This window comes from Gemmatimonadota bacterium (assembly GCA_016719105.1).
Taxonomy (GTDB): domain Bacteria; phylum Gemmatimonadota; class Gemmatimonadetes; order Gemmatimonadales; family Gemmatimonadaceae; genus SCN-70-22.
In genome coordinates this window covers 309,126-327,970 of record JADKAQ010000002.1, presented here as the reverse complement: position 1 = coordinate 327,970, position 18,845 = coordinate 309,126, and the positions used below count along the sequence as shown (strand labels likewise).

At 69.9% G+C, this 18,845-nt stretch carries 17 protein-coding genes; 8 read left to right on the top strand and 9 right to left on the bottom strand.

Annotated features, from left to right (window positions below):
- Window positions 1-205: 205 nt before the first annotated feature.
- Window positions 206-628, bottom strand: coding sequence for a YjbQ family protein (locus IPN47_05015; GenBank protein ID MBK9407409.1), 423 nt, complete (start codon window positions 626-628; stop codon window positions 206-208).
- A 226-nt stretch (window positions 629-854) separates the two neighbouring features.
- Between IPN47_05015 and IPN47_05010 the strand changes: the two genes are divergently transcribed.
- The 7 genes from IPN47_05010 (at window position 855) to IPN47_04980 (ending at window position 7,481) form a co-directional block, all read left to right on the top strand.
- Window positions 855-2,081 carry a hypothetical protein gene (locus IPN47_05010; GenBank protein ID MBK9407408.1) on the top strand — a complete coding sequence of 409 codons (1,227 nt, stop codon included), beginning with the start codon at window positions 855-857 and terminating at the stop codon, window positions 2,079-2,081.
- Window positions 2,081-2,368 carry a hypothetical protein gene (locus IPN47_05005; protein ID MBK9407407.1) on the top strand — a complete coding sequence of 96 codons (288 nt, stop codon included), beginning with the start codon at window positions 2,081-2,083 and terminating at the stop codon, window positions 2,366-2,368. Before IPN47_05010 ends, IPN47_05005 begins: the two co-directional genes overlap by 1 nt.
- Window positions 2,369-2,383: 15 nt before the next feature.
- Window positions 2,384-2,677 carry a hypothetical protein gene (locus tag IPN47_05000; GenBank protein MBK9407406.1) on the top strand — a complete coding sequence of 98 codons (294 nt, stop codon included), beginning with the start codon at window positions 2,384-2,386 and terminating at the stop codon, window positions 2,675-2,677.
- Window positions 2,678-2,716: 39 nt separating this feature from the next.
- A complete protein-coding gene (locus IPN47_04995) occupies window positions 2,717-3,445 on the top strand; it encodes a hypothetical protein (GenBank protein ID MBK9407405.1) in 729 nt (242 codons plus the stop codon).
- An 82-nt stretch (window positions 3,446-3,527) separates the two neighbouring features.
- Window positions 3,528-4,928 carry a sigma-54-dependent Fis family transcriptional regulator gene (locus IPN47_04990; protein ID MBK9407404.1) on the top strand — a complete coding sequence of 467 codons (1,401 nt, stop codon included), beginning with the start codon at window positions 3,528-3,530 and terminating at the stop codon, window positions 4,926-4,928.
- A 151-nt stretch (window positions 4,929-5,079) separates the two neighbouring features.
- Complete coding sequence (locus IPN47_04985; GenBank protein ID MBK9407403.1) at window positions 5,080-6,822, top strand: BamA/TamA family outer membrane protein; 1,743 nt, start codon at window positions 5,080-5,082, stop codon at window positions 6,820-6,822.
- A gap of 14 nt (window positions 6,823-6,836) precedes the next feature.
- On the top strand, window positions 6,837-7,481 hold the full coding sequence (locus tag IPN47_04980) for a hypothetical protein (protein ID MBK9407402.1): 645 nt from the start codon (window positions 6,837-6,839) through the stop codon (window positions 7,479-7,481).
- A 98-nt stretch (window positions 7,482-7,579) separates the two neighbouring features.
- Here the strand turns inward: IPN47_04980 and IPN47_04975 are convergent, their stop codons facing one another.
- The 5 genes from IPN47_04975 to IPN47_04955 form a co-directional block, all read right to left on the bottom strand.
- Window positions 7,580-8,221 (bottom strand): HNH endonuclease, encoded by a 642-nt coding sequence (locus IPN47_04975; GenBank protein ID MBK9407401.1) that lies wholly within the window; start codon window positions 8,219-8,221, stop codon window positions 7,580-7,582.
- Window positions 8,222-8,467: 246 nt separating this feature from the next.
- A complete protein-coding gene (locus IPN47_04970; protein ID MBK9407400.1) occupies window positions 8,468-9,418 on the bottom strand; it encodes a branched-chain amino acid transaminase in 951 nt (316 codons plus the stop codon).
- A gap of 77 nt (window positions 9,419-9,495) precedes the next feature.
- Window positions 9,496-10,839, bottom strand: a complete 1,344-nt coding sequence (locus IPN47_04965; protein MBK9407399.1) for an amidohydrolase family protein — start codon at window positions 10,837-10,839, stop codon at window positions 9,496-9,498.
- 33 nt (window positions 10,840-10,872) lie between these two features.
- Window positions 10,873-11,622 carry a hypothetical protein gene (locus IPN47_04960; GenBank protein MBK9407398.1) on the bottom strand — a complete coding sequence of 250 codons (750 nt, stop codon included), beginning with the start codon at window positions 11,620-11,622 and terminating at the stop codon, window positions 10,873-10,875.
- Window positions 11,619-13,763 (bottom strand): PBP1A family penicillin-binding protein, encoded by a 2,145-nt coding sequence (locus tag IPN47_04955; protein MBK9407397.1) that lies wholly within the window; start codon window positions 13,761-13,763, stop codon window positions 11,619-11,621. The genes IPN47_04960 and IPN47_04955 overlap by 4 nt, the downstream gene beginning before the upstream one ends.
- Before the next feature lie 259 nt (window positions 13,764-14,022).
- On the opposite strand from IPN47_04955, the gene IPN47_04950 reads away from it, so the two are divergent.
- On the top strand, window positions 14,023-15,300 hold the full coding sequence (locus IPN47_04950) for a tyrosine--tRNA ligase (protein MBK9407396.1): 1,278 nt from the start codon (window positions 14,023-14,025) through the stop codon (window positions 15,298-15,300).
- Between the two features lie 83 nt (window positions 15,301-15,383).
- Here IPN47_04950 and IPN47_04945 read toward each other — a convergent pair whose 3' ends face one another.
- The 3 genes from IPN47_04945 to IPN47_04935 all read right to left on the bottom strand — a co-directional run bounded on the left by IPN47_04945 (window position 15,384) and on the right by IPN47_04935 (window position 18,844).
- Window positions 15,384-16,592, bottom strand: a complete 1,209-nt coding sequence (locus tag IPN47_04945) for an aminotransferase class V-fold PLP-dependent enzyme (GenBank protein MBK9407395.1) — start codon at window positions 16,590-16,592, stop codon at window positions 15,384-15,386.
- A gap of 90 nt (window positions 16,593-16,682) precedes the next feature.
- Window positions 16,683-17,666 (bottom strand): lysophospholipid acyltransferase family protein, encoded by a 984-nt coding sequence (locus IPN47_04940; protein MBK9407394.1) that lies wholly within the window; start codon window positions 17,664-17,666, stop codon window positions 16,683-16,685.
- Window positions 17,663-18,844, bottom strand: a complete 1,182-nt coding sequence (locus tag IPN47_04935) for a glycosyltransferase family 4 protein (protein ID MBK9407393.1) — start codon at window positions 18,842-18,844, stop codon at window positions 17,663-17,665. The genes IPN47_04940 and IPN47_04935 overlap by 4 nt, the downstream gene beginning before the upstream one ends.
- Window position 18,845 lies beyond the last annotated feature (1 nt).

Sequence of the window (18,845 nt, the reverse complement as noted above, 5' to 3'; positions counted from 1 at the left end):
CGGGTGACGGGCCGCGCGCGCACCGACTCCCCACGACGACGCGGAGACACCGATGTCGCACGACCTCGCCGGTACCTCCCGCGGGGAACGGATCCCTGTGGATCCCCAAACCCCCGAAGGTGGCACGACCGTCGGACGCAGGAATGTAATGCAAGTGGTGCCAAACGGTTAGCCACCCCCCCTTCTCCCCCCCGTCCCGGACGGGCTAGATCCCCATCGCCTTGAGGATCACCCGCTTGGCGCGCTGCCCGTCCCACTCACCGTAGAACACACGCTGCCACGGGCCGAAATCGAGACGCCCGTCCGTCACCGGGACGATCACCTCGTGCCCGATCGTGAGGGAGCGCAGGTGCGCGGCGGCATTGTCCTCGCCGGTCCCCGAGTTGTGGCGGTAGTCGTCCGGGCTCCACGGCGCGATGCGCGTCTCGAGCCAATCGAGGATGTCCTTCCACAGCCCCGGCTCGTGATCATTGACGAAGACGGAGGCCGAGATGTGCATCGCCGAGACGAGGACAAAGCCCTCGCGAATCCCGGCCGCCGCACGGCAGGCCTCGACGTGCTCGGTGACGTCGATGATCTCCTGCCGCTTCTTGGTGGTGAAGGTGAGGTAGGTCGTGTGGCTCTTCATGAGGCGTTGGGGGAACGGGAGTCGGCTGGTGGACTGGGCCGAGACAATCTCGCGCCGCCGGCGCGCGAGCTCCATGACCTTTCACACCGTGACCTCTAGCCCCCAAAGGGGCGGCGTGCACCGCGGACGTTGGCCACTGCCCTCGCGCCCCCCCCGTCGCCCCGACATGCTTTGGCGTACGCGCATCGCCTAGCTTTCGCGAAACCACGACACCTCCCGCCCGTACGTGAACTCACCCGGCTTCCGCACCCGGCTCTTTGCCATCCTCTCGCTCTTTGCCCTGGTCCCTGCGCTGGCGCTGACGCTGGTGTGGGGCGTGGTGGCGACGCGCACGCTTCCGTTGGTTTCTGGGAGCGCGGCGTGGGAGCGGCTGGCGGAGTCGGGGCGTGCGGCGGTGGGGGCGGTGCGCGCGGCCCCCCTCACCGCGAAGCAGCGCGACGCGCTGCGCGTACACGAACTCGAACTCGAGGAGTCGGTGACCCAGGCCCGCCGCTTTCGCTTTCTCGCCACGCGACTCGTCCCCGTCGTCATCGTCAGCGCGCTGGTCACGCTGGCGCTGCTCTGGGTCGCCGCGTCGCGTGTGGCGGGGCATCTCTCGCGCCAGATGAGTCGCCCACTCGACGAACTCGTCGGCTGGACCGGTCTCATCGAACGTGGGGAGCGGCTCCCCGAGGGGGCGGCGGCGCGCGGGGCGCCGGAGTTTGCCGTGCTGCGCGAGCGCATGCGGGCGATGGCGCGCGAGCTGGTCGTGGGGCGCGATCGCGCGATCGAGGCCGAACGGCTTCGCGCGTATCGCGAAACCGCGCAGCGGGTGGCGCACGAGATCAAGAATCCGCTGACCCCCATCCAGTTCGCCATCGCCCGGCTGCGGCGCGACGCGAACGACGCGCAGCGCGACGCGCTCGAGGTCCTCGAGTCCGAGACCAAGAGACTCGATATCCTCGCGCGGAGCTTTTCACAGTTTGGGCGCCTCCCCACCGGCCCCGCCGCCGAGGTCGACCTGGGCGAACTCGCCCGCTACACCGCACGGGCGTCGGTGCCGCCGGAGATGACCCTCACCATCGACACCGACCCAGGGCTCCCGATGGTGATGGGGCATCACGATGCCCTGCAACGGGCGCTGAGCAACGTGCTCCTCAACGCCGTCGACGCCTGCGACGGCCACGGGACGATTCGCGTCTCCGTGGAGCGCGCCGATGCGCCGATCAATGGGCGTGAGGCGCTGCGCGTGGCGGTCGTGGATAGCGGAAAGGGGATCGACCCGTCGCTGCTTCCCTCCATCTGGGATCCGTACGTCACGCACAAGGCCGGCGGGACCGGACTGGGGCTCGCTATCGCGCGCCAGACGATTCTGGCACATCATGGGGCGGTGCGCGCCGAGAGCACGCCCGGGGGAGGGACGACGATCGCGTTCATCCTTCCCGTAACCCCTCCTTCTCCCGAGGTTGGCTGATGGATCCCGGACTCCTGGTGCCGCTTGGCGCCTTTGCGATGATCACCACGATCGTCACCACCGTGATCAAGTCGCGCGAACGCATGCGCGCCATGGATCGTGAGACGCTGATTCCCAGCGGCGGCGACACGGCGTTGCGGCTGGAACGCATCGAGCAGGCGATCGAGGCGATGGCGGTCGAGGTGGAGCGCATCTCCGAAGGGCAGCGCTTCGTGACCAAGCTCCTCGCCGAGCGCAACTCCAGTCCCGCCGCCGCCATCCCGGCCGCGGGCGAACGCCGATCCTGAGGCCCTGCACTTCTCATGATCCTGACGACGGGCGCAGACGTCGCCCTGGCCGCCGTGATCCTCGGGTCGATCAGCGGGACGATCATCACGGTCGTGAAGGTCATCGCCGGTCGTGTGACCGCGCGTGATCAGGCGCGGCTGGCCGCGTCGCCCGAGACCGACCTCCGCCTCCAGCGCCTCGAGCAGGCGATCGATGCGATCGCCGTCGAAGTCGAACGCATGTCCGAATCACAACGCTTCACCGCCAAGGTGCTGGCTGAGCGACTCCCCCCTGCGGGAAAGTCGTTGCCACCCTCTCACACGAGCTGACCGGGACACGCGCCCATGCCTGCCAATCACGACACCGACATGACTGCCCTCTCCGCCATCGATGCCCAGGGGAATGAGGCCGCGCGCACCGACGTGCAGAACGCCGTGCGCGATGCCGTGCGCGACGCCGTACGTGGTGCGCGCGACGGCGTCGAGGCGGCACAGGCGCCGGCGGTGGCCGGAGCGCCCGCGTCGCCGGCCACCATCGACGCGCTCAAGGCGATGATGGCGGCGGAACGCGCCACGATCGACAAGCTCACGGGGCAGCTCAATCCGGGGCTCAGCGACGCCGCCGAGACCGCGATCACCGACCAGATCGAAGCGACGCAGGAACGCCTGTCGTCGCTGCAGAGCCAGATGGACCAGGCGTTAGGCGTCTCGCCCGGCCTGACCGAAGTGATGATGCCGCCACCGGCCATGCCGACCGACATCCCGCCGGGCGTGCTGGAGGTCACCTATGCCTTCTTCCTCACGGTGGCCGTCGTCGCGATCGGCGTCCCGCTGGCGCGCGCCTTTGCCCGCCGCATGGATCGACGCGGCATGGCCGCCACGTCGTCCGTTCCCTCGGACCTGGCGCCGCGCCTGGATCGCATGGAGCAGGCGATCGAGGCGATCGCCATCGAGGTCGAGCGCGTGAGCGAAGGGCAGCGCTTCACGAACAAGCTGATGAGCGAGGCACGTGCCCTGCCCGCCCCTAACCCGCTGGAGCAGTGGCCGCAGGGCGCGCCGAAGGAAGCCGTCCCGGTCGACCGCCGCGCCGAACGGTAGGTTGCCGCTGCACAACGGAGACGGGAAGCCACCGACACCGGGCGCGCCGTCTGACTCCCGTCTCCCGTCTCCGGTCTAGCCGATGCCCACGATCCTCATCATCGACGACGAACCGAACATCCGCCGGATGGTCGGGGCGCTGCTCGCCTCGGAGGGGTACGACGTGCGCGAAGCCGCCAGCGGCCTGGAAGGCGTGGCGCTCGCGACGGAGGGGGAGCCCGACGTCGCCCTCGTCGACCTGATGATGCCGGGCGCGATGGACGGGCTGGGGGTGCTCGCCGCTCTGCGCGAAAAGCACCCCGACCTGCCGGTCGTCATGATGAGTGGCAAGGCCGGGCTCGCCGACGCGGTGCGTGCGACCAAGCTTGGCGCCTTCAACTTCCTCGAGAAGCCGCTGACCCCCGAAGGGGTGCTGCTCTCGCTCAGCTCCGCGCTCGAGTTGCGGCTGGCGAAGCGCGAAGCGCAGGTGCTGCGCGCCGAGATGGGGCTGGCGGGCGAGATGATCGGCGAGAGTGCCGTGATGCAGGGGCTGCGGGCGCTGCTGGCACGCATTGCCCCCACCGACGCCCGGGTCCTGATCTCGGGCGAGTCCGGAACGGGGAAGGAGCTGGCCGCCGCGGCGATTCACACCGGGAGCGCACGCCGTGACCGGCCGTTCGTGCGGGTCAATTGCGCCGCCATCCCGCGCGACCTGGTCGAGAGCGAGATGTTCGGCCATGAGCGCGGCGCCTTCACCGGCGCCACCGAACGTCGCATCGGGCGCTTCGAACTCGCGCATCGCGGCACGCTCTTTCTTGACGAGGTGGGGGATCTCGGCAGCGAAGCGCAGGCCAAGCTGCTGCGCGCCATCGAAGCCCGCGAGATCGAGCGCGTGGGCGGTGGCAAGCCGATCCCGATCGACGTGCGCATGGTGGCCGCGACCAACAAGGACTTGCAGCGGGCGGTGCGCGACGGGGCCTTCCGCGAGGATCTGTTCTTCCGGCTCAACGTCATCCCGGTCTCGCTCCCTCCGCTGCGCGAACGACCCGACGACATCCCGCAGTTGGTGCGGCACTTCGCGTCGCTCACGCGCCTGCGCACCGGGCACCGCCCGCCGGCATGGAGCGACGAGGCGTTGCAGCTCCTGACGCGTTATCGCTGGCCGGGGAACGTGCGCGAACTGGGGAATATCGTGGAGCGGCTGATCATCCTGCACGCCGGCCGCGAGGTGCACGCCGACGACGTGCGACGCGTCATCGCGGTGGAGGACGTCCCGGTCGCGTCGGCACACCTGGAGTCGCTCCCCGACCCGGCCGGGCTGGAGGCGCCGTTGAGCGCACTGCTCGACGACTACGAGCGCCTCCTGATCACGCGTGCGCTTGCCGCCTCGGGGGGGAACATCGCCGAAGCGGCCCGCCGGCTGCAGACGGATCGCCCGAACCTGTACCGCCGCATGAAGCGCCTGGAGGTGGGGGTGGAAGGCAATCTGACACACCCGGCCTGACCCCATTCGCGGACAACGCGCCGACGTGCCCGACATGGGCAAACCGACGACAGACGTGGAAGTCGTTGTCTCACAGCATTCGCGAGGAGATCGTTCAGGACGGTATGCGTTGTGCCTAGCGCATCTGCCGTTCGCAACGACTGGAGCCGATATGCGAAATCGATGGTGGCTGAAGGGCATCGCCCTGCTGGCCGTGACGACGTGGGCCGCGACGCCAACGCCTGCGCAGCAGGTACTCGACGAGCGAGTGCTGCCGCGCGAGGTGGCCGAGGAGGTGCTGCGCGTCTGGAACGCGCCTGGGACGCTCCGGGTGGACGGCCCGTACACCGTCGAGGCGGCGCGTGAGGTCACGAGCGACCTCAGCGTGCTGGGGGGCGAGTTGATCGTCCTCGGGCACGTGCGCGGGCGCATCGTCGCCGTCAACGCCGACGTGCGCCTGACGAGCGGTGCGCGCGTCGACGGCGAGATTCTCGTTGTCGGGGGGCGCGTGACCGGGAGCGACGTGGCGAACGTCGGCGGGCAGATCCGCGTGTACCGCGCGAGGCTCGACTACGCGCGCGACGGCGATCGCCTGTCGCGCCCCCCTGAGGACGAGGACGCGACCTCACGCTGGTGGCGACGCCGCGAGCGGTGGCGCAACGGCGGATGGGGCGACCTGCGCCTCATCTCGGCGCGGACCTACAATCGGGTCGAGGGACTCCCCGTCTTCCTCGGTCCCGCCTTCGGGCGTGACTACGACTGGGGGCGGCTCGCCTTCGACGCGCTGGGCGTGTGGCGAAGCGCCGACAACTTCGAGTGGAAGCCGGAGAACATCGGGCATGCCGCCAAAACCGAGGTGCAGGTGGGGCAGACGCAAGGCGTACGGCTCGGCGGGCGACTGTTCGATCTCGTGGAGCCGGTGGAACCGTGGCACCTGTCGGACGAGGAAGTGGGACTCGCCTCGTTCTTCCTGCATCGCGATTTCCGCGACTACTACAACCGGCATGGCGGGAGCGTCTACGCCTCCCTGTTTCGGTCCAACGCCTTCGATGCCACGGTGAGCTATTCGGACCAGCGCTGGGCCGACCGCCGCACGCGCGATCCGTGGACGCTGTTCCGCAACGGCGAGACGTGGCGCGAGAATCCGTACCTCGACGAGGGGGACATGCACCTCGTGAACGGGCGCTTGCGTTACGACACCCGCAACGACGTGGGGAACCCGTGGTCGGGGTGGTACATCCTCGCCGACTACGAGTACGGAACCGGGCGCCTCTCGCGCTACGGCATCGCCTATCCAGGGACGCGCACCGAGACCGTCGACGGCCTCACGTCGTACGACCGGCTCTTCGTGGACGTGCGACGCTACAACCGCATCAGCCCCGACGCGTCGCTGAACATGCGCCTGGTGGCTGGCGGGTGGCTCTCGGGGGACGACCTCCCGCTGCAGCGCCGCTTCTCGGTGGGTGGGCCCGGGACACTGCCGGGCTACGAGTTCCGGACCTCGACGGGCCGTACCGACGTGTTCCAGTGCGCGGGACCGGCGCTGCAGGACGCATCGCTCCCGTTAGGCTCCCCCGCGCTCTGCGAGCGATTCGCCATGGCGCAGGTGGAGTTTCGTGGGGACATGCACCTGGACCCGTTCGGCGTGCTGGACGAGGAGCGGGACCGGCGCCGGGCCGGTTGGGGGCGCGGGACGCAGTGGGTGCTCTTTGCCGACGCAGGACGCGGCTGGCTGGTGGGAGAGCCCGGCGACGGGTTGAACTACCGCAGGGGCGAGTTCCCTCGGCTGTCGACCTTCAAGACCGACGTGGGGTTGGGGGTGGTGCTCGATGACGTGGGGATCTACGTGGCCAAGTCGCTCTCGGATCGCGGTGCTCCGTTCAACGTCTTCGTGCGGCTCACGCCGCGCTTCTAGCCGGTGAGCGGCAGGTGACACGGCGTGGTGTGGTGGTGGCGCTTCTGGCGCTGGCCGCGGCGGGAGCTCCCGTCGCGGCGCAGCGGCGCCCGCAACTCGACGTGACGCTCCCGACGACCGCGTTGGGAGAGGAAGGACCGACGGTGCGCGTCCGCGACGTGCTGGGCGAGCGCTACGTCCGCGACCTCCTGGGGAACGGCTTCCCTGCCCGCCTGCACTATCGCGCGGAGCTGTGGACGACCGGCGGCTTCTTCAACGCGATGCAGCGCGCCGCCGAGTGGGACGTCCTGGTGCGCTACGATGCGATGCGCGAGCAGTACGAGGTGGTGCGCGTGCACGGTGACTCCGCGGTGTCGCTCGGGCGTTTCGGAAAGTTTGCCGACATGGTCACCGAGGTCGAGCGGCCCGCGCGCGCCCCGATCGTCCCGCTGCGCGATCGCAAGTCGCAGTACTACAACGTGACGCTGGAACTCGAGATGCTCTCGGTCTCCGACCTGGACGAGGTCGAGCGCTGGCTGCGCGGGGAGCTGAAGCCGGCGGTTCGTGGCCAGCGCAACCCGGGAACGGCCGTGGGGCGCGGGATGCGCACACTCCTGGCCCGCATGCTGGGCGGCGAGATGCGTCGCCTCGAGGCGCGCAGCAAGACGTTCAAGCCCTAACGAGCGACGGCGCTCCACGTTGAAGCGCTGAAGAACAAAGGCGCGCCATGACGGCGCGCCTCCGGACCAATCCGCAACGCCGTGTCGAAGGACCGGCGCTAGCCGTGTGCCGTTCCGTGCACCGGCCCGTGCCCGTGTGCCGGCTGATGCCCCGCCGCGTGCGCCCTGTGCGCCGTGCGCGCCTCCAACTCCTCGAGTTGGTGCAGCGTGGCCTCACCGTAGAAGAAGCGGATATAGCGCGCCTGGATGGGCGTGAGGCGACGCACGGCCCAGCTGAGGTGGACGAAGTGCGGCTCCACCGGGGCATGCAGCGGATACATCCCGATCTCGCTGGGAAGGCGGTTGGACTTGCGCGTGTTGCACGACGAGCACGCCGTCACGACGTTCGTCCACTCGTTGGACCCCCCGCGCGACAGCGGGATCAGGTGGTCGCGCGTGAGCGCCTCGCGCGGCTTGAGGTCCGCGCCGGTGCGCCCGCAGTACTGGCACTTGTACTGGTCGCGGGCGAACAGGAAGGTGTTGGTCACCTGCCGGCGGAACTTGCGCGGGACGTGGATGAACTTCGTCAGGCGGATGACCGCCGGACGCGGGACCGACAGCCGCTCGGACCGCACGAGCCGCCCGTCGTCTGCCTCCACGATCTCGGCCTTGCCGTCGATCACGAGACGGAGCGCTCGCTTCAGCGGTACCATGGTGAGCGGCTCGAACGAGGCGTTGAGTGCGAGACAACCGACAATCACGCGGCCCTCCTCACGGTGGCGGTCCCCGCCTCGCGCGCCGTCGTCGCGGGCGGCGCGCGGTGCCATGGACCGTTGGAAGTACAAACTCCCGCCCAAAGCCGGGGCGGGAGTCGCGAAGACACTACATGACGACGACGTGCGGGACGACCCGCCGCAGCTCCTGCCGCGCGACACGACAGGGCCTGCTGCTACTCGGAAAACCTAACAGTTCGGAACAAAGCATCGAACGCGCTGGTGACGACATCGTTACCGACTCAACGCCGCGGACGGGACGGGCGTCAGCCAGTCGAAGCGATCGGCGAGGCGCCCCTTGGCGATGCCGAGGAACTCGGACTGGATCTTCCGGGTGATCTCGCCCGGCTTGCCGCTACCGATTTCCACCTGGTCGACCGACCGGATGGGGGTCAGCTCGGCGGCGGTGCCGGTGAAGAACAGTTCGTCCGCGATGTAGAGCATCTCGCGCGGGATCTGCTGCTCGCGTACCTCGTAGCCGAGGTCGCGGGCGATCGTCATGACCGTGTCGCGGGTGATTCCGTTCAGGATCCCGCTGCTGATGCCCGCGGTGTAGAAGACGCCGTCGCGCACCAGGAAGAGGTTCTCCCCGCTCCCTTCGGCGACGAAACCGAAGGAGTCGAGCATGATCCCTTCGGCGTAGTGGTTCTGCTTGGCTTCGAGCTTGGAGAGTTGCGAATTGAGGTAGTTCCCGCCGGCCTTGGCCATCGTCGGGAAGGTGTCGGGAGCGGCGCGCCGCCACGACGACACGCAGACGTCGACCCCCTTCTCCAGCGCCTCTGCGCCGAGGTAGGTCGGCCACTTGTAGGCGATGATGAAACACTCGACCGGGACGCCCACGGGATAGAACCCCATCTGCTGCCCCGTGCGCAGGACGAGCGGGCGCAGGTAGCACTCTCGCAAGTCGTTGGCCGCCACCGTGTCGAGCGTGGCCTGCACGAGTTCGTCGAGCGTGTAGCGGAGCGGCATGCGGTAGATGCGCGCCGAATCGAGGAGGCGGCGAATGTGCTCCCGCAGGCGGAAGACGGCGCCACCGTTCGGCGTGTCGTAGCAGCGGATCCCCTCGAAGACCGACGATCCGTAGTGCACGACGTGCGACATGACGTGAAGCGTGGCGTCTTCCCACTTCACGAGTTCGCCGTCGCGCCAGATCTTGTCGGTGCGCCCAGTCGAGGCGTCCGCCATGCCGATCTCCTCCGAGGGGTCTGACAAACAATAACCGGCGGGGGGAGGTGGGGGGAGTGTCGCCCCCCCGGGGCCGGCTACTCGGCTTGCGTCCCCTGCCACCGGGCGAGAGCCTCCCCCGCCTGATGCAGCGCGTCGAGCGCCGCCGTCGGGGGCGCGACCAGTCGCCCGTCGCGCACGCGCTCCTCACCGTCGACGACCACCAACGACGCTTCGCGCCCTGCGACCGCCCAGACGAGGGCATCCTCGGGCGAATAGGCCGGCGTGGCGCGCGGCGATCCTAACGAGAAGGCGGCGAGGTCGGCGCGCTTCCCCACCTCCAGCGTCCCCACTTCGGCGTCGATCCCCAACGCACGCGCCCCCTCGATCGTCGCCATCGCCAGGACCTCGGCGGCGGTGAGCGCATCGAATCGCTGCGCCGCGGCGCGCTGCATGAGGATTGCCGTGCGCGCCTCGTCGAGCAGGTCGAGGCGGTTGTTCGCGGCCACCGAGTCGGTCCCGAGCCCGGTGCGCACACCGGCTGCACGCAGTTCGAGCAACGGGGCGATGCCGTGTCCGAGCTTGGCGTTGGAGGCCGGGCAGTGGGCCACGGCGCAGTCGTGGCGCGCCAGGCGCGAGATGTCGGGGGTGCTGGCGCGCACGCAATGGATCAGGAGCGGGCGCTGGGCCAGGAGGCCAAGTCGATCGAGGAGGAAGACCGGCGAGTCGGCGCGCGGCGCGACGGCGATCCCGCGCGCGCGCAGCGCGTCACCGAACATTCCGCTGCCGTCGCGCACGAGGCGCGACTCGGCCTCGCTCTCCGCCAGGTGCACGGCGACCGGCCATCCCTCGTCGCCCGCCAACCGGGCGCAGGCGGAGAAGAGCGCGTCGCTGACCGAGTATGGCGCATGCGGCGAGATTCCCAGGCGCACGCGCTGCGTCGCCTGCTCACGCAGGCGTGCCAGCTTCTCGCGCAGCCCGGCCATCGCGCCGTCGCACTGGGCGGGATCGGGACCGAAGACCTCCTGGTACATGATCCCGCGCACCCCCATCTCGACCAGCGCCTGCAGGACGACCCCCGACTCGCAGGTGTCGGCGAAGGTGGTGACCCCGGCCATCAACCCTTCGGCAATCCCCGCCTTGGCCGACGCGAGCAGGAGCTCGGGCGAGAGGACGGCTGCGCGCGCCTTGGTCAGGCGCAGGACCCAGCGGCGAAAGGGAAGCTCCTCGAGGAAGCCGCGCATCGCGGTGAGTTCGAGGTGCGTGTGCACGTTCACCAGTCCCGGGATCAGGACGGCATCACCCACATCGACGACGTCAGCGGCCGGGGCACCGTCGCGTGCGCCGACGTAGAGTATGCGTCCCTCGTGGACCGTCACCGCGCCGTTGGCGATGGGTGGGGCCGCGATCGGGACGATCCAGCGCGCGAGGTAGGTGCGCATGAGCGGGTCGAGGTCGTGGCGGTGACGCCGCGGTCAGCGCGCCCGGCGGCCGTGCACCGCCGGGTCGTACAGCGACGTGTCGGGGACACCGAGCGCACGGGTCATGGCGAGGGAGAAGGCGATCTCACCCACCTGCTCGGCGTGATGGCCGTCCGAGCCTAACGACAGGCGCACGCCGGCATCGACGGCGCGTCGCACCAGGCGCTCGTGCGGGCGGTAACGCGACGACACCTCGAAGGCGAGCCCCGAACCGGCGAAGGCCCGCACCATGCGCTCCTCATCCTGTTCGCGCCAGACCTCTTCCGCCGGGAGGGCGCGCAGCGGGATGGGGAGGAGCGTCGGATGGGCCACGAGGTCGACCGGCATCTCGCGGGCGAGGCGTTCGAGGTTGTCGACCAGCGCCTCGACGTAGTCGTGCGCGGTGAGCCCCTCGGGCCATTGCCGAGTGAAGACCCGCTGCAACGAACCGTTGGGGAGCCAGACGGCGTGCAGCGATCCGATCGTGTGCGTGAAGCGATCGTCGAGTGCCGGCGGAACCTCGCGCCAGAGCCCATCGTGCCAGCAGTACTCCGCGGCCCGCCCCGTCTCGCGCGTCTCGAGCGCATCGAGATACGCCTCGAGCCGTTCCGGCGAGTCGATCGCGCCGACCACGTCGCGCGAGACATGGTCGGCGACCGACGGTCGCACGCCGCGCGCGCGCACGGCGTCCAGCATCGTGTCGAGGTCCAGCTGCCCGTCCGACCACGTCGTGTGGGCGTGGCAGTCGAGCGGTGCCCAAGTCATGGTGCGTCGGGAATCTTGAACGGATTCGCCGTGTCCGCCTTGGCCTTGGTGATGGGGGCGGCCCCCGGGGTGACCTTCTTGGCGGGGTTGGCCTGGCGTCCTGCGGTGTCGCCGGGAATCTGGAAGGGGTCGGCCTCGATCCCGCCGCAGCCGTCGTCGCCCTCGGTCCCCGCCAGGAAGAACTCGGTGTAGCTGCCGTTGGGTCCGCACGCGTCCTTCGTGACCACCGACTCCGGTCGCGGCCAGTCAGGGGGGGCAGGCTTGCGGCGATAGACCTCCATCATGAGCTGCGTGTAGGCGGGGGCCGCCAGGCGCCCGCCCTGCGCATTGGCCATGATCTTCTTCGGCGTATCGAAGCCCATCCAGACGCCGGCCACCAGGTCGGCGGTGTAGCCCACGTACCAGACGTCGGCGCCGTCGTTGGTCGTCCCCGTCTTGCCGGCCGACGGGACGCGGAATCCCGCGCCCCACACACTCCCGGCAGCAGTCCCGCGGAGCACCACGTCCTTCATCATGCTCACCATCAACCACGCCTCGCCCGGCGAGAGTACCTGCGTCCGGGCGGGCTTCGGCTGCCAGATGACGTCGCCCTGCTGGTTCTCCACGCGCAGGATCGCGTTAGGTGCGGTGCGCGCGCCGAGGTTGGCGAAGGTCCCGTAGCTGGCGATGAGCTCGAGCGGGTACACGTCGGCCGACCCGATGAAGATCGACGGATACGGCGGGATCGGGGTGCTGATCCCGAAGCGCTTGGCTTCGTTGATCACCGTCTGCTCGCCGATCTCCATGCCCACACGGATGGCGACGAGGTTGCGCGACTGGGCGAGCCCGCGGCGCATCGACATCGACCCCTCGAACTTCATGTCGTAGTTCTGCGGGGTCCACAACGACCCGTCGACCTGCGGCACGGAGATCGGCACGTCCTCGACGCGCGTGGCCGGCGTGCGCCCCGACTGCACCGCCGCGGCATACACGATCGGCTTGAAGGTGGAGCCGGGCTGGCGCAGCGCCTGCGTGATGCGGTTGAACTTGGAGTCGTCGAAATCGCGCCCCCCGGTCATGGCGCGAACCGACCCGGTGCGCGGGTCGATGACGAGCGCTGCACCCTGTATGTAGGGCGACTCGCCGCTGGCGCCCTCGCCGCTGGTGCCGCCCTTGGCCTGGTACTGCTCGTACGTCTGGTGCGTCCACTTGCCGTACTTCCCGCTCTCGATGGCGCGCAGCTGGTTCTCGAGGGCGCGATCGGCGGCCGTCTGGATGTCGAGGTCGAGCGAGGTGTAGACCTTGAGCCCCTCGTCGTACAGGCGGGCGCCGAACTTCTTCTCCAGCTGCTGGCGCACCCACTCCACGAAGTACGGGGCGACGTCGCCCGACTCCACGCGTCGCGCCAGCTGCAACGGATAGGCCTTGGCGAGCGAGGCGTCGCCGTCGCTCACCGCGTCGCTGCGCCGCATCAGCTCGATGATCGTGTTGCGGCGCTGCACGGCGCGCTCGGGAAAGCGGCGCGGGTTGTAGCGGCCCGGAGCCTTGGGCATCGCCGCCAGCGTCGCCGCCTCGGCGAGGTTGAGGTCCTTGACCCGCTTGCCGAAGTAGCGCTGCGACGCGGTCTCCACGCCGTACGCGCCGCTCCCCAGGTTGATCTGGTTCAGGTACAGCTCGAGGATCTTGTCCTTCGAGTATGCTCGCTCGATGTCACGGGCGACGCGGGCTTCCTTGATCTTGCGGATGACCGACTTCTCGCGCGACAGGTGCTCGGGGAAGATGTTCCGCGCGAGCTGCATCGTGATCGTGGAGAAGCCTTCCTTGAAGTAGCCGGCGCGCACGTTGCTCAGCACCGACCCAGGAATGCGGAGCCAATCGATCCCGGAGTGCGAGTAGAAGCGCTTGTCCTCGGTGATGATGAAGGCATCGCGGACCACCTTGGGGATCTCGGTGATCCGCACCAGGGTCCGGCGTTCCAGCCCCAACTCGGCGACGAAGCGTCCGTCGATGGCGTAGAGCTTGGAGGTCTGCTTGGGCTGGTAGCTCTCGAGGACCGCGATGGACGGACAGCGGTTCCCACGGCAGATCAGCGACCACATCCCGTACGCGCCGCCGAGGCCGGCGGCCAGGCCGAACGTGGTCCCGAGCGCGAGGACGCGCACGACCCGGGGGTACCGGGAGAACCACGACGTGCGGGAAGGGCGAGACGACGACTTCGCCATGCGGGAGGTTCGGGGGGACGGGGCGGCTTCCACCAGCCCTGATACACCCGGGCGCTCGCATCGGCCGGCGGCGTGGGCACGGCAAGCTAACCCCGCATCGGGGGGGTGAGCAATTCAGCGGCCGGGCGCTCGGCGAGTGCTCCCGGCCGAACCGGGATGGCCCGACGCGTCGTTAGGACGCCGGATTATCTTCTCCCCCATGACGCGCACATTCCTCGACGAGCTTGCCTGGCGCGGGCTCCTCTTCCAGAGCACCGAGGGCGCCCAGCGGGCGCTCGCCGGCACCGGCATCGTGGGCTACTGCGGCTTCGACCCCACCGGGTCGAGCCTCCACATCGGCAACCTCGTCCCCGTGATGGGGTTGGTCCACCTGCAGCGCACCGGGCACTTCCCCGTGGCGCTGGTGGGCGGCGGGACCGGGATGATCGGCGATCCGAGCGGCAAGAGCGCCGAGCGGAACCTGCTCACGCTCGACCAGGTGGCCGAGAACGCGGCGTCGATCCGGCAGCAGCTCGAGCGTTTCCTCGACTTCGACGGGGCATTCGCCGCCCGGTTGGTCAACAACGCCGACTGGCTCATGGAGCTCAAGCTGGTCGACTTCCTTCGCGACACGGGCAAGCACTTCGGCATCAACGCGATGATGGCCAAGGACTCGGTCAAGTCGCGCCTGGAGACGGGGATCTCGTACACCGAGTTCAGCTACATGCTGCTGCAGGCGTACGACTTCCTCGAGCTGAACCGGCGCGCCGGCGTCACGTTGCAGCTGGGGGGGAGCGACCAGTGGGGGAACATCACCGCCGGCACGGAGCTGATCCGCAAGGCGGGCAGCGGCGAGGCGCACGGCGTCACGCTCCCGCTGGTGACCAACGCCGACGGGAGCAAGTTCGGGAAGACGGCGGCGGGGACGAGCGTGTGGCTCGATCCGGCGCGCACCTCGCCGTACAAGTTCTACCAGTACTGGATCAACTGCGACGACCGGGACGTGGGGCGGTACCTGCGCATGTTCACCCTGCTCGAGCGCGAGCACGTGGAGGCGCTGGATGCGCTGGTGCTGAGCGCCCCCGAGAAGCGCGAGGCGCAGTCGGCGCTGGCCGCCGACGTGACGACACGCGTGCATGGCGCGGCGGCCACCGAGGCGGCGCGCGAGGCCTCGCGCGTGATCTTCGACCGCAAGCTGGACCCGCGGTCGCTGCGGCGCCCCGTGCTGGAGATGTTGTGGGACGAACTCCCGCACGTCGTCGTCCAAGGGAGCGACGGCGCCGCGATCTCGGTCGTCGACGTGCTCGTGGAGAGCGGGCTGGTGAAGAGCAAGGGCGACGCTCGCCGTCAGCTGCAGCAAGGGGCGGTCGCGGTGAACGGCAACAAGCTCTCGGCCGACGAGGCCACCGTCGCGCAGAGCGACGCGCTGGAGGGCGGCTACTTCCTGGTGCGGAAGGGGGGACGCGACGTGGCGCTGGCGCGGCTCGGCCCGGCGTAGCGCGCGCCGGCCGCCGTTCGCGGTAACCCGCCGCGAGGATCCGAAGGGGCGCGACGCGGGGACGTCGCGCCCCTTCGTCGTGCCTAACGTTCGGCCTGTTCCAGCAACGCCAGCGCGCGCGCCACGTGCGAGGCCGGCGTGTACCAGTGCGGCGAGAGGCGAATCGCCCCCTCGCGCAACGAGTGTGCGACGCCAGCTGCCCACAGCGCCTGCGAGGCGCGCGCCGGCTCGGGAGGGACCACGGCGACGATCCCCGATCGGCGTGCCGGCTCGGCCGACGAGACGATCCGCATCTCGGGGTGGTGTTGCGCCCAGTCGAAGATGTGCGCCACGTGCTCGGCGATGCGCGCGGCCGCCACCGCCGGCCCCACCTCGAAGAAGAGATCGAGCGAGGCGTTCATCCCCGCGAAGTCCTGGAAGGGGAGCGTGACCACCTCGAAGCGGCGTGCATCGTCGCGGTAGGTGAAGTCGTACTCCAGCATGCGCGTGAAGTCATCGGAGTCGCGCACCGACATCCACCCCACATCGCTCGGTTCCAGCGCCTCGATGAGGGCGCGCCGCACGTAGACGAACCCCGTCCCCCACGGCGACAGCAGCCACTTCTGGCAGCCGCAGGCGAGGATGTCGACCGGCAGCTGCGACAGGTCGAGCGTGAGCGCGCCCAGCCCCTGGATGGCATCGACGACGAAGAAGATCCCGCGCTCGGCGCACGCGCGGCCGACGCGCGCGATGTCGATCGCGTAGCCGGTCTCGAACGACACCCACGAGAGGACGAGGACGCGGACGCCGGGGCGATCGAGGGCGGCGAGGATCGCGGCTTCGTCGGCCAGTCGCCCTACACACGGGATGCGCTCGAAGCGCACGCCGCGCGATCGCTCGAGCGCCATCCACGGATAGATGTTCGACGGAAACTCGCGGTCGCTCGACAGCACGACATCGCCGGGGCGCAACGGCAGCGCGCGCGCGGCGAGGTTGAGCCCGTAGCTGGTGTTGGTCATCAGCGCGATCTCCCCCGCCCAAGCCCCCACGAGGCGGGCGAGCAGCTCGCGCGAGCGCGCCACGGTGCCGAACTGGAAGTCCTGCGAAATCGTCCAGGGCTCGGCACGCATCGCGTTGAAGTCGGCGAGCGCGCGAAGCGCCGACTCGGGGAGCGGGCCGGTGGAGGCGTTGTTCAGGAACGTGACGCCGGGACGCAGCACCCGCGGAAACTCGCGCGCGGCGACCGCCTCGAGGCGGGCGATTGCGGCGGCGTCCGGGGCGGGGTGTCCAGCGCGAGCGGCGACATCGGTCATGTGAGGAACGCGGAAGTGAGGCGCACGAGTGCGTGCGACGAGGAGCACGAGTGCGTGCGACGGAGAGCACGAGTGCGTGCGACGGATGCGCTAGACCGGCTCTCGCAGTTCCGGCGGCGTTCCGGGGGGCTGCCGCTTCCACCGACGGTGGTGCCAGAAGTACTGCTCGGGATAGCGGCGCACCACGCGCTCCAGCGCCTGGGTGAAGCGGGCCACGGTGGCGTCGACGTCGGCGTCGCGGTCACCGGTGTCCACCGGCTCGATCTCCTGGGCGCAGAAGCGATACTTCCCGCTCGGCTGCAACAGCGCCGAGACGAAGATGATCGGGACCTTGTAGCGCAGGGCGAAGACGGCGGGGCCCTTGGGCGTCTTGGCCGGTCGCCCGAAGAACGTCACGAACGTCGACGCGAGCCCCATGACCCCCTGGTCGGCGATGAGCCCGACCAGCCGTCCCTCCTTCATCGACCGCGGGATGCGCCGTACCGCCTCGTCGTCGTACACGACCGTGATCCCGGTGTCGGTGCGCGTCTTGTTGACGAAGGCGTCGAACAGGCGGTTGTTCATCCGGCGGGCGACGGCGTCGGTGGGGACGCCGCGAGCTGCAAGATACGCCCCGACCAGCTCCCAGCTCCCTACGTGCCCGGCGAAGGCGATGACCCCACGCCCCTCGGCCAGGTGGCGCTGCACGAGGTCGATGTCGCTCTCCTCCTCGAACAGCGCGAAGACCCCCTGGGGCCCCATGCGCGCCACCAGCGACATCTCGACCGAGACGCGCCCGATGTGCGCATACGCCCGCTTGGCGATCTCGCGCACCTGCGCGTCGCCAAGCCCGGGAAAGGCGGCCGCGATCTGCCGCACGACCACCTTCTTCCGGATGCCTAACGGGAAGTACCCCAGCCGCCCGATGCGCTCGCCCATCCGGCGCGCCGACTCCAGCGGCATGGTCCCGAGCCAGGCGAACAGCCCCTTGATCAGCGCGAACTGCACCCGATGCCCCAGCGTCGGGGGACGCTGGCTCGGCGGGAGCTTGGCCGGCGCCGAGGCGCGGGCAGGAGGAGCGGCGGGAACGGTCATTCGCGGCGAGAGGACGACAGGCAGGCGCGGGTGAAGTCGAGCGTCTGGCGCGCGACCCGATCCCAATTGTAATGCGATTCCACCGCCCGGCGCCCCGCATCACCCATCGACGCGCGAAGGGCGTCGTCGCCGAGCAGCCGCCGGAGGGCGGCCGCGACCGCCGCCTCATCGGTTGGCGAGACGACGAATCCCGTCTCCCCGTCGCGTACCGCCGACCGCACGCCGCCGGAGTCGCCGGCGATGCACGGCGTCCCGCTGGCCGACGCCTCGACGAAGGAAATGCCGAACCCCTCGGCGTTGATCGCGCTGTCGACGCGCGACAGCCCGATGTAGACGTCCGCCGTGGCGTACGCCTCGGCGATGTCGGCGTCGGAGAGCGCTCCCGTCAGGTGCACACGGGCCCCGAGGCCGAGCGATTCGGACAGGGCACGCAGCCGCGGAGCATCGTCGCCCTCGCCCACGATCACATAGTGCGTGTCGCCAGCCGACGCCCCCAACGCCGCGATGGCGCGCATGGCGACGTCCTGCCCCTTGTGCGGCACCAGGCGCGCCACCGTCAGCACGAGGCGCGCGCCCCCGATGCCCAGGCGCCGCCGCAGGGCACCGCTGTCGCGCGCCGGTGCGAACTGCGCCGGATCGGTCCCCAGGTCGATCGCCGCCACGGGTGGCGCGGTCGCCACGCCGACGGCCGTCATCACCTCGCGTGCGAGCGCCGCCGTCCAGGCCGAGTTGGCGACGATCCCGGCCGCGCGCCCGAAGATGTCGCGCGCCGACCAGCGCTTGGCCACGCTCTCGGCCGTCTTCTGTCGCTCGCGCAGCAGGTCACCGCCGTTGACATAGACGAGGTAGGGGGTGGGAACGCGGCGCATGGCGATCTCGACGGCGTATCCACAGGGACGGATGTTGCCGAGGTGGACGACGTCGACCCCATCGCGACAGAGCCGGGCGAGGTGTCCCGACCAGGTGAGTTGCGAGGAGAAGCGCTTGGCGGCGGCGAAGGCAAACGGCTCGCGGACGATGCGGTAGGGTTCCCCTCGATCGAAGGGAGGCGCGCCGGCCGAGGCCACGGTGGAGACGATGACCGACTCGGGGGCGAAGCGGCGGCACAGTTCGACGTGGCGGCGCGCCATGCCACCGAGGTCCGGGGCGTAGTCCTGCGTGACGAAGAGGTGACGCACG

Excerpts from the sequence above, each read along its gene's own strand:
- IPN47_04995 (MBK9407405.1), top strand. The coding sequence starts at position 2,717 with ATGACTGCCCTCTCCGCCATCGATGCCCAGGGGAATGAGGCCGCGCGC.
- IPN47_05000 (MBK9407406.1), top strand. The coding sequence starts at position 2,384 with ATGATCCTGACGACGGGCGCAGACGTCGCCCTGGCCGCCGTGATCCTC.
- IPN47_04940 (MBK9407394.1), bottom strand. The coding sequence starts at position 17,666 with ATGACCGTTCCCGCCGCTCCTCCTGCCCGCGCCTCGGCGCCGGCCAAG.
- IPN47_04945 (MBK9407395.1), bottom strand. The coding sequence starts at position 16,592 with ATGACCGATGTCGCCGCTCGCGCTGGACACCCCGCCCCGGACGCCGCC.
- IPN47_05015 (MBK9407409.1), bottom strand. The coding sequence starts at position 628 with ATGAAGAGCCACACGACCTACCTCACCTTCACCACCAAGAAGCGGCAG.
- IPN47_05005 (MBK9407407.1), top strand. The coding sequence starts at position 2,081 with ATGGATCCCGGACTCCTGGTGCCGCTTGGCGCCTTTGCGATGATCACC.
- IPN47_04970 (MBK9407400.1), bottom strand. The coding sequence starts at position 9,418 with ATGGCGGACGCCTCGACTGGGCGCACCGACAAGATCTGGCGCGACGGC.
- IPN47_04950 (MBK9407396.1), top strand. The coding sequence starts at position 14,023 with ATGACGCGCACATTCCTCGACGAGCTTGCCTGGCGCGGGCTCCTCTTC.
- IPN47_04985 (MBK9407403.1), top strand. The coding sequence starts at position 5,080 with ATGCGAAATCGATGGTGGCTGAAGGGCATCGCCCTGCTGGCCGTGACG.
- IPN47_04960 (MBK9407398.1), bottom strand. The coding sequence starts at position 11,622 with ATGACTTGGGCACCGCTCGACTGCCACGCCCACACGACGTGGTCGGAC.
- IPN47_04990 (MBK9407404.1), top strand. The coding sequence starts at position 3,528 with ATGCCCACGATCCTCATCATCGACGACGAACCGAACATCCGCCGGATG.
- IPN47_04965 (MBK9407399.1), bottom strand. The coding sequence starts at position 10,839 with ATGCGCACCTACCTCGCGCGCTGGATCGTCCCGATCGCGGCCCCACCC.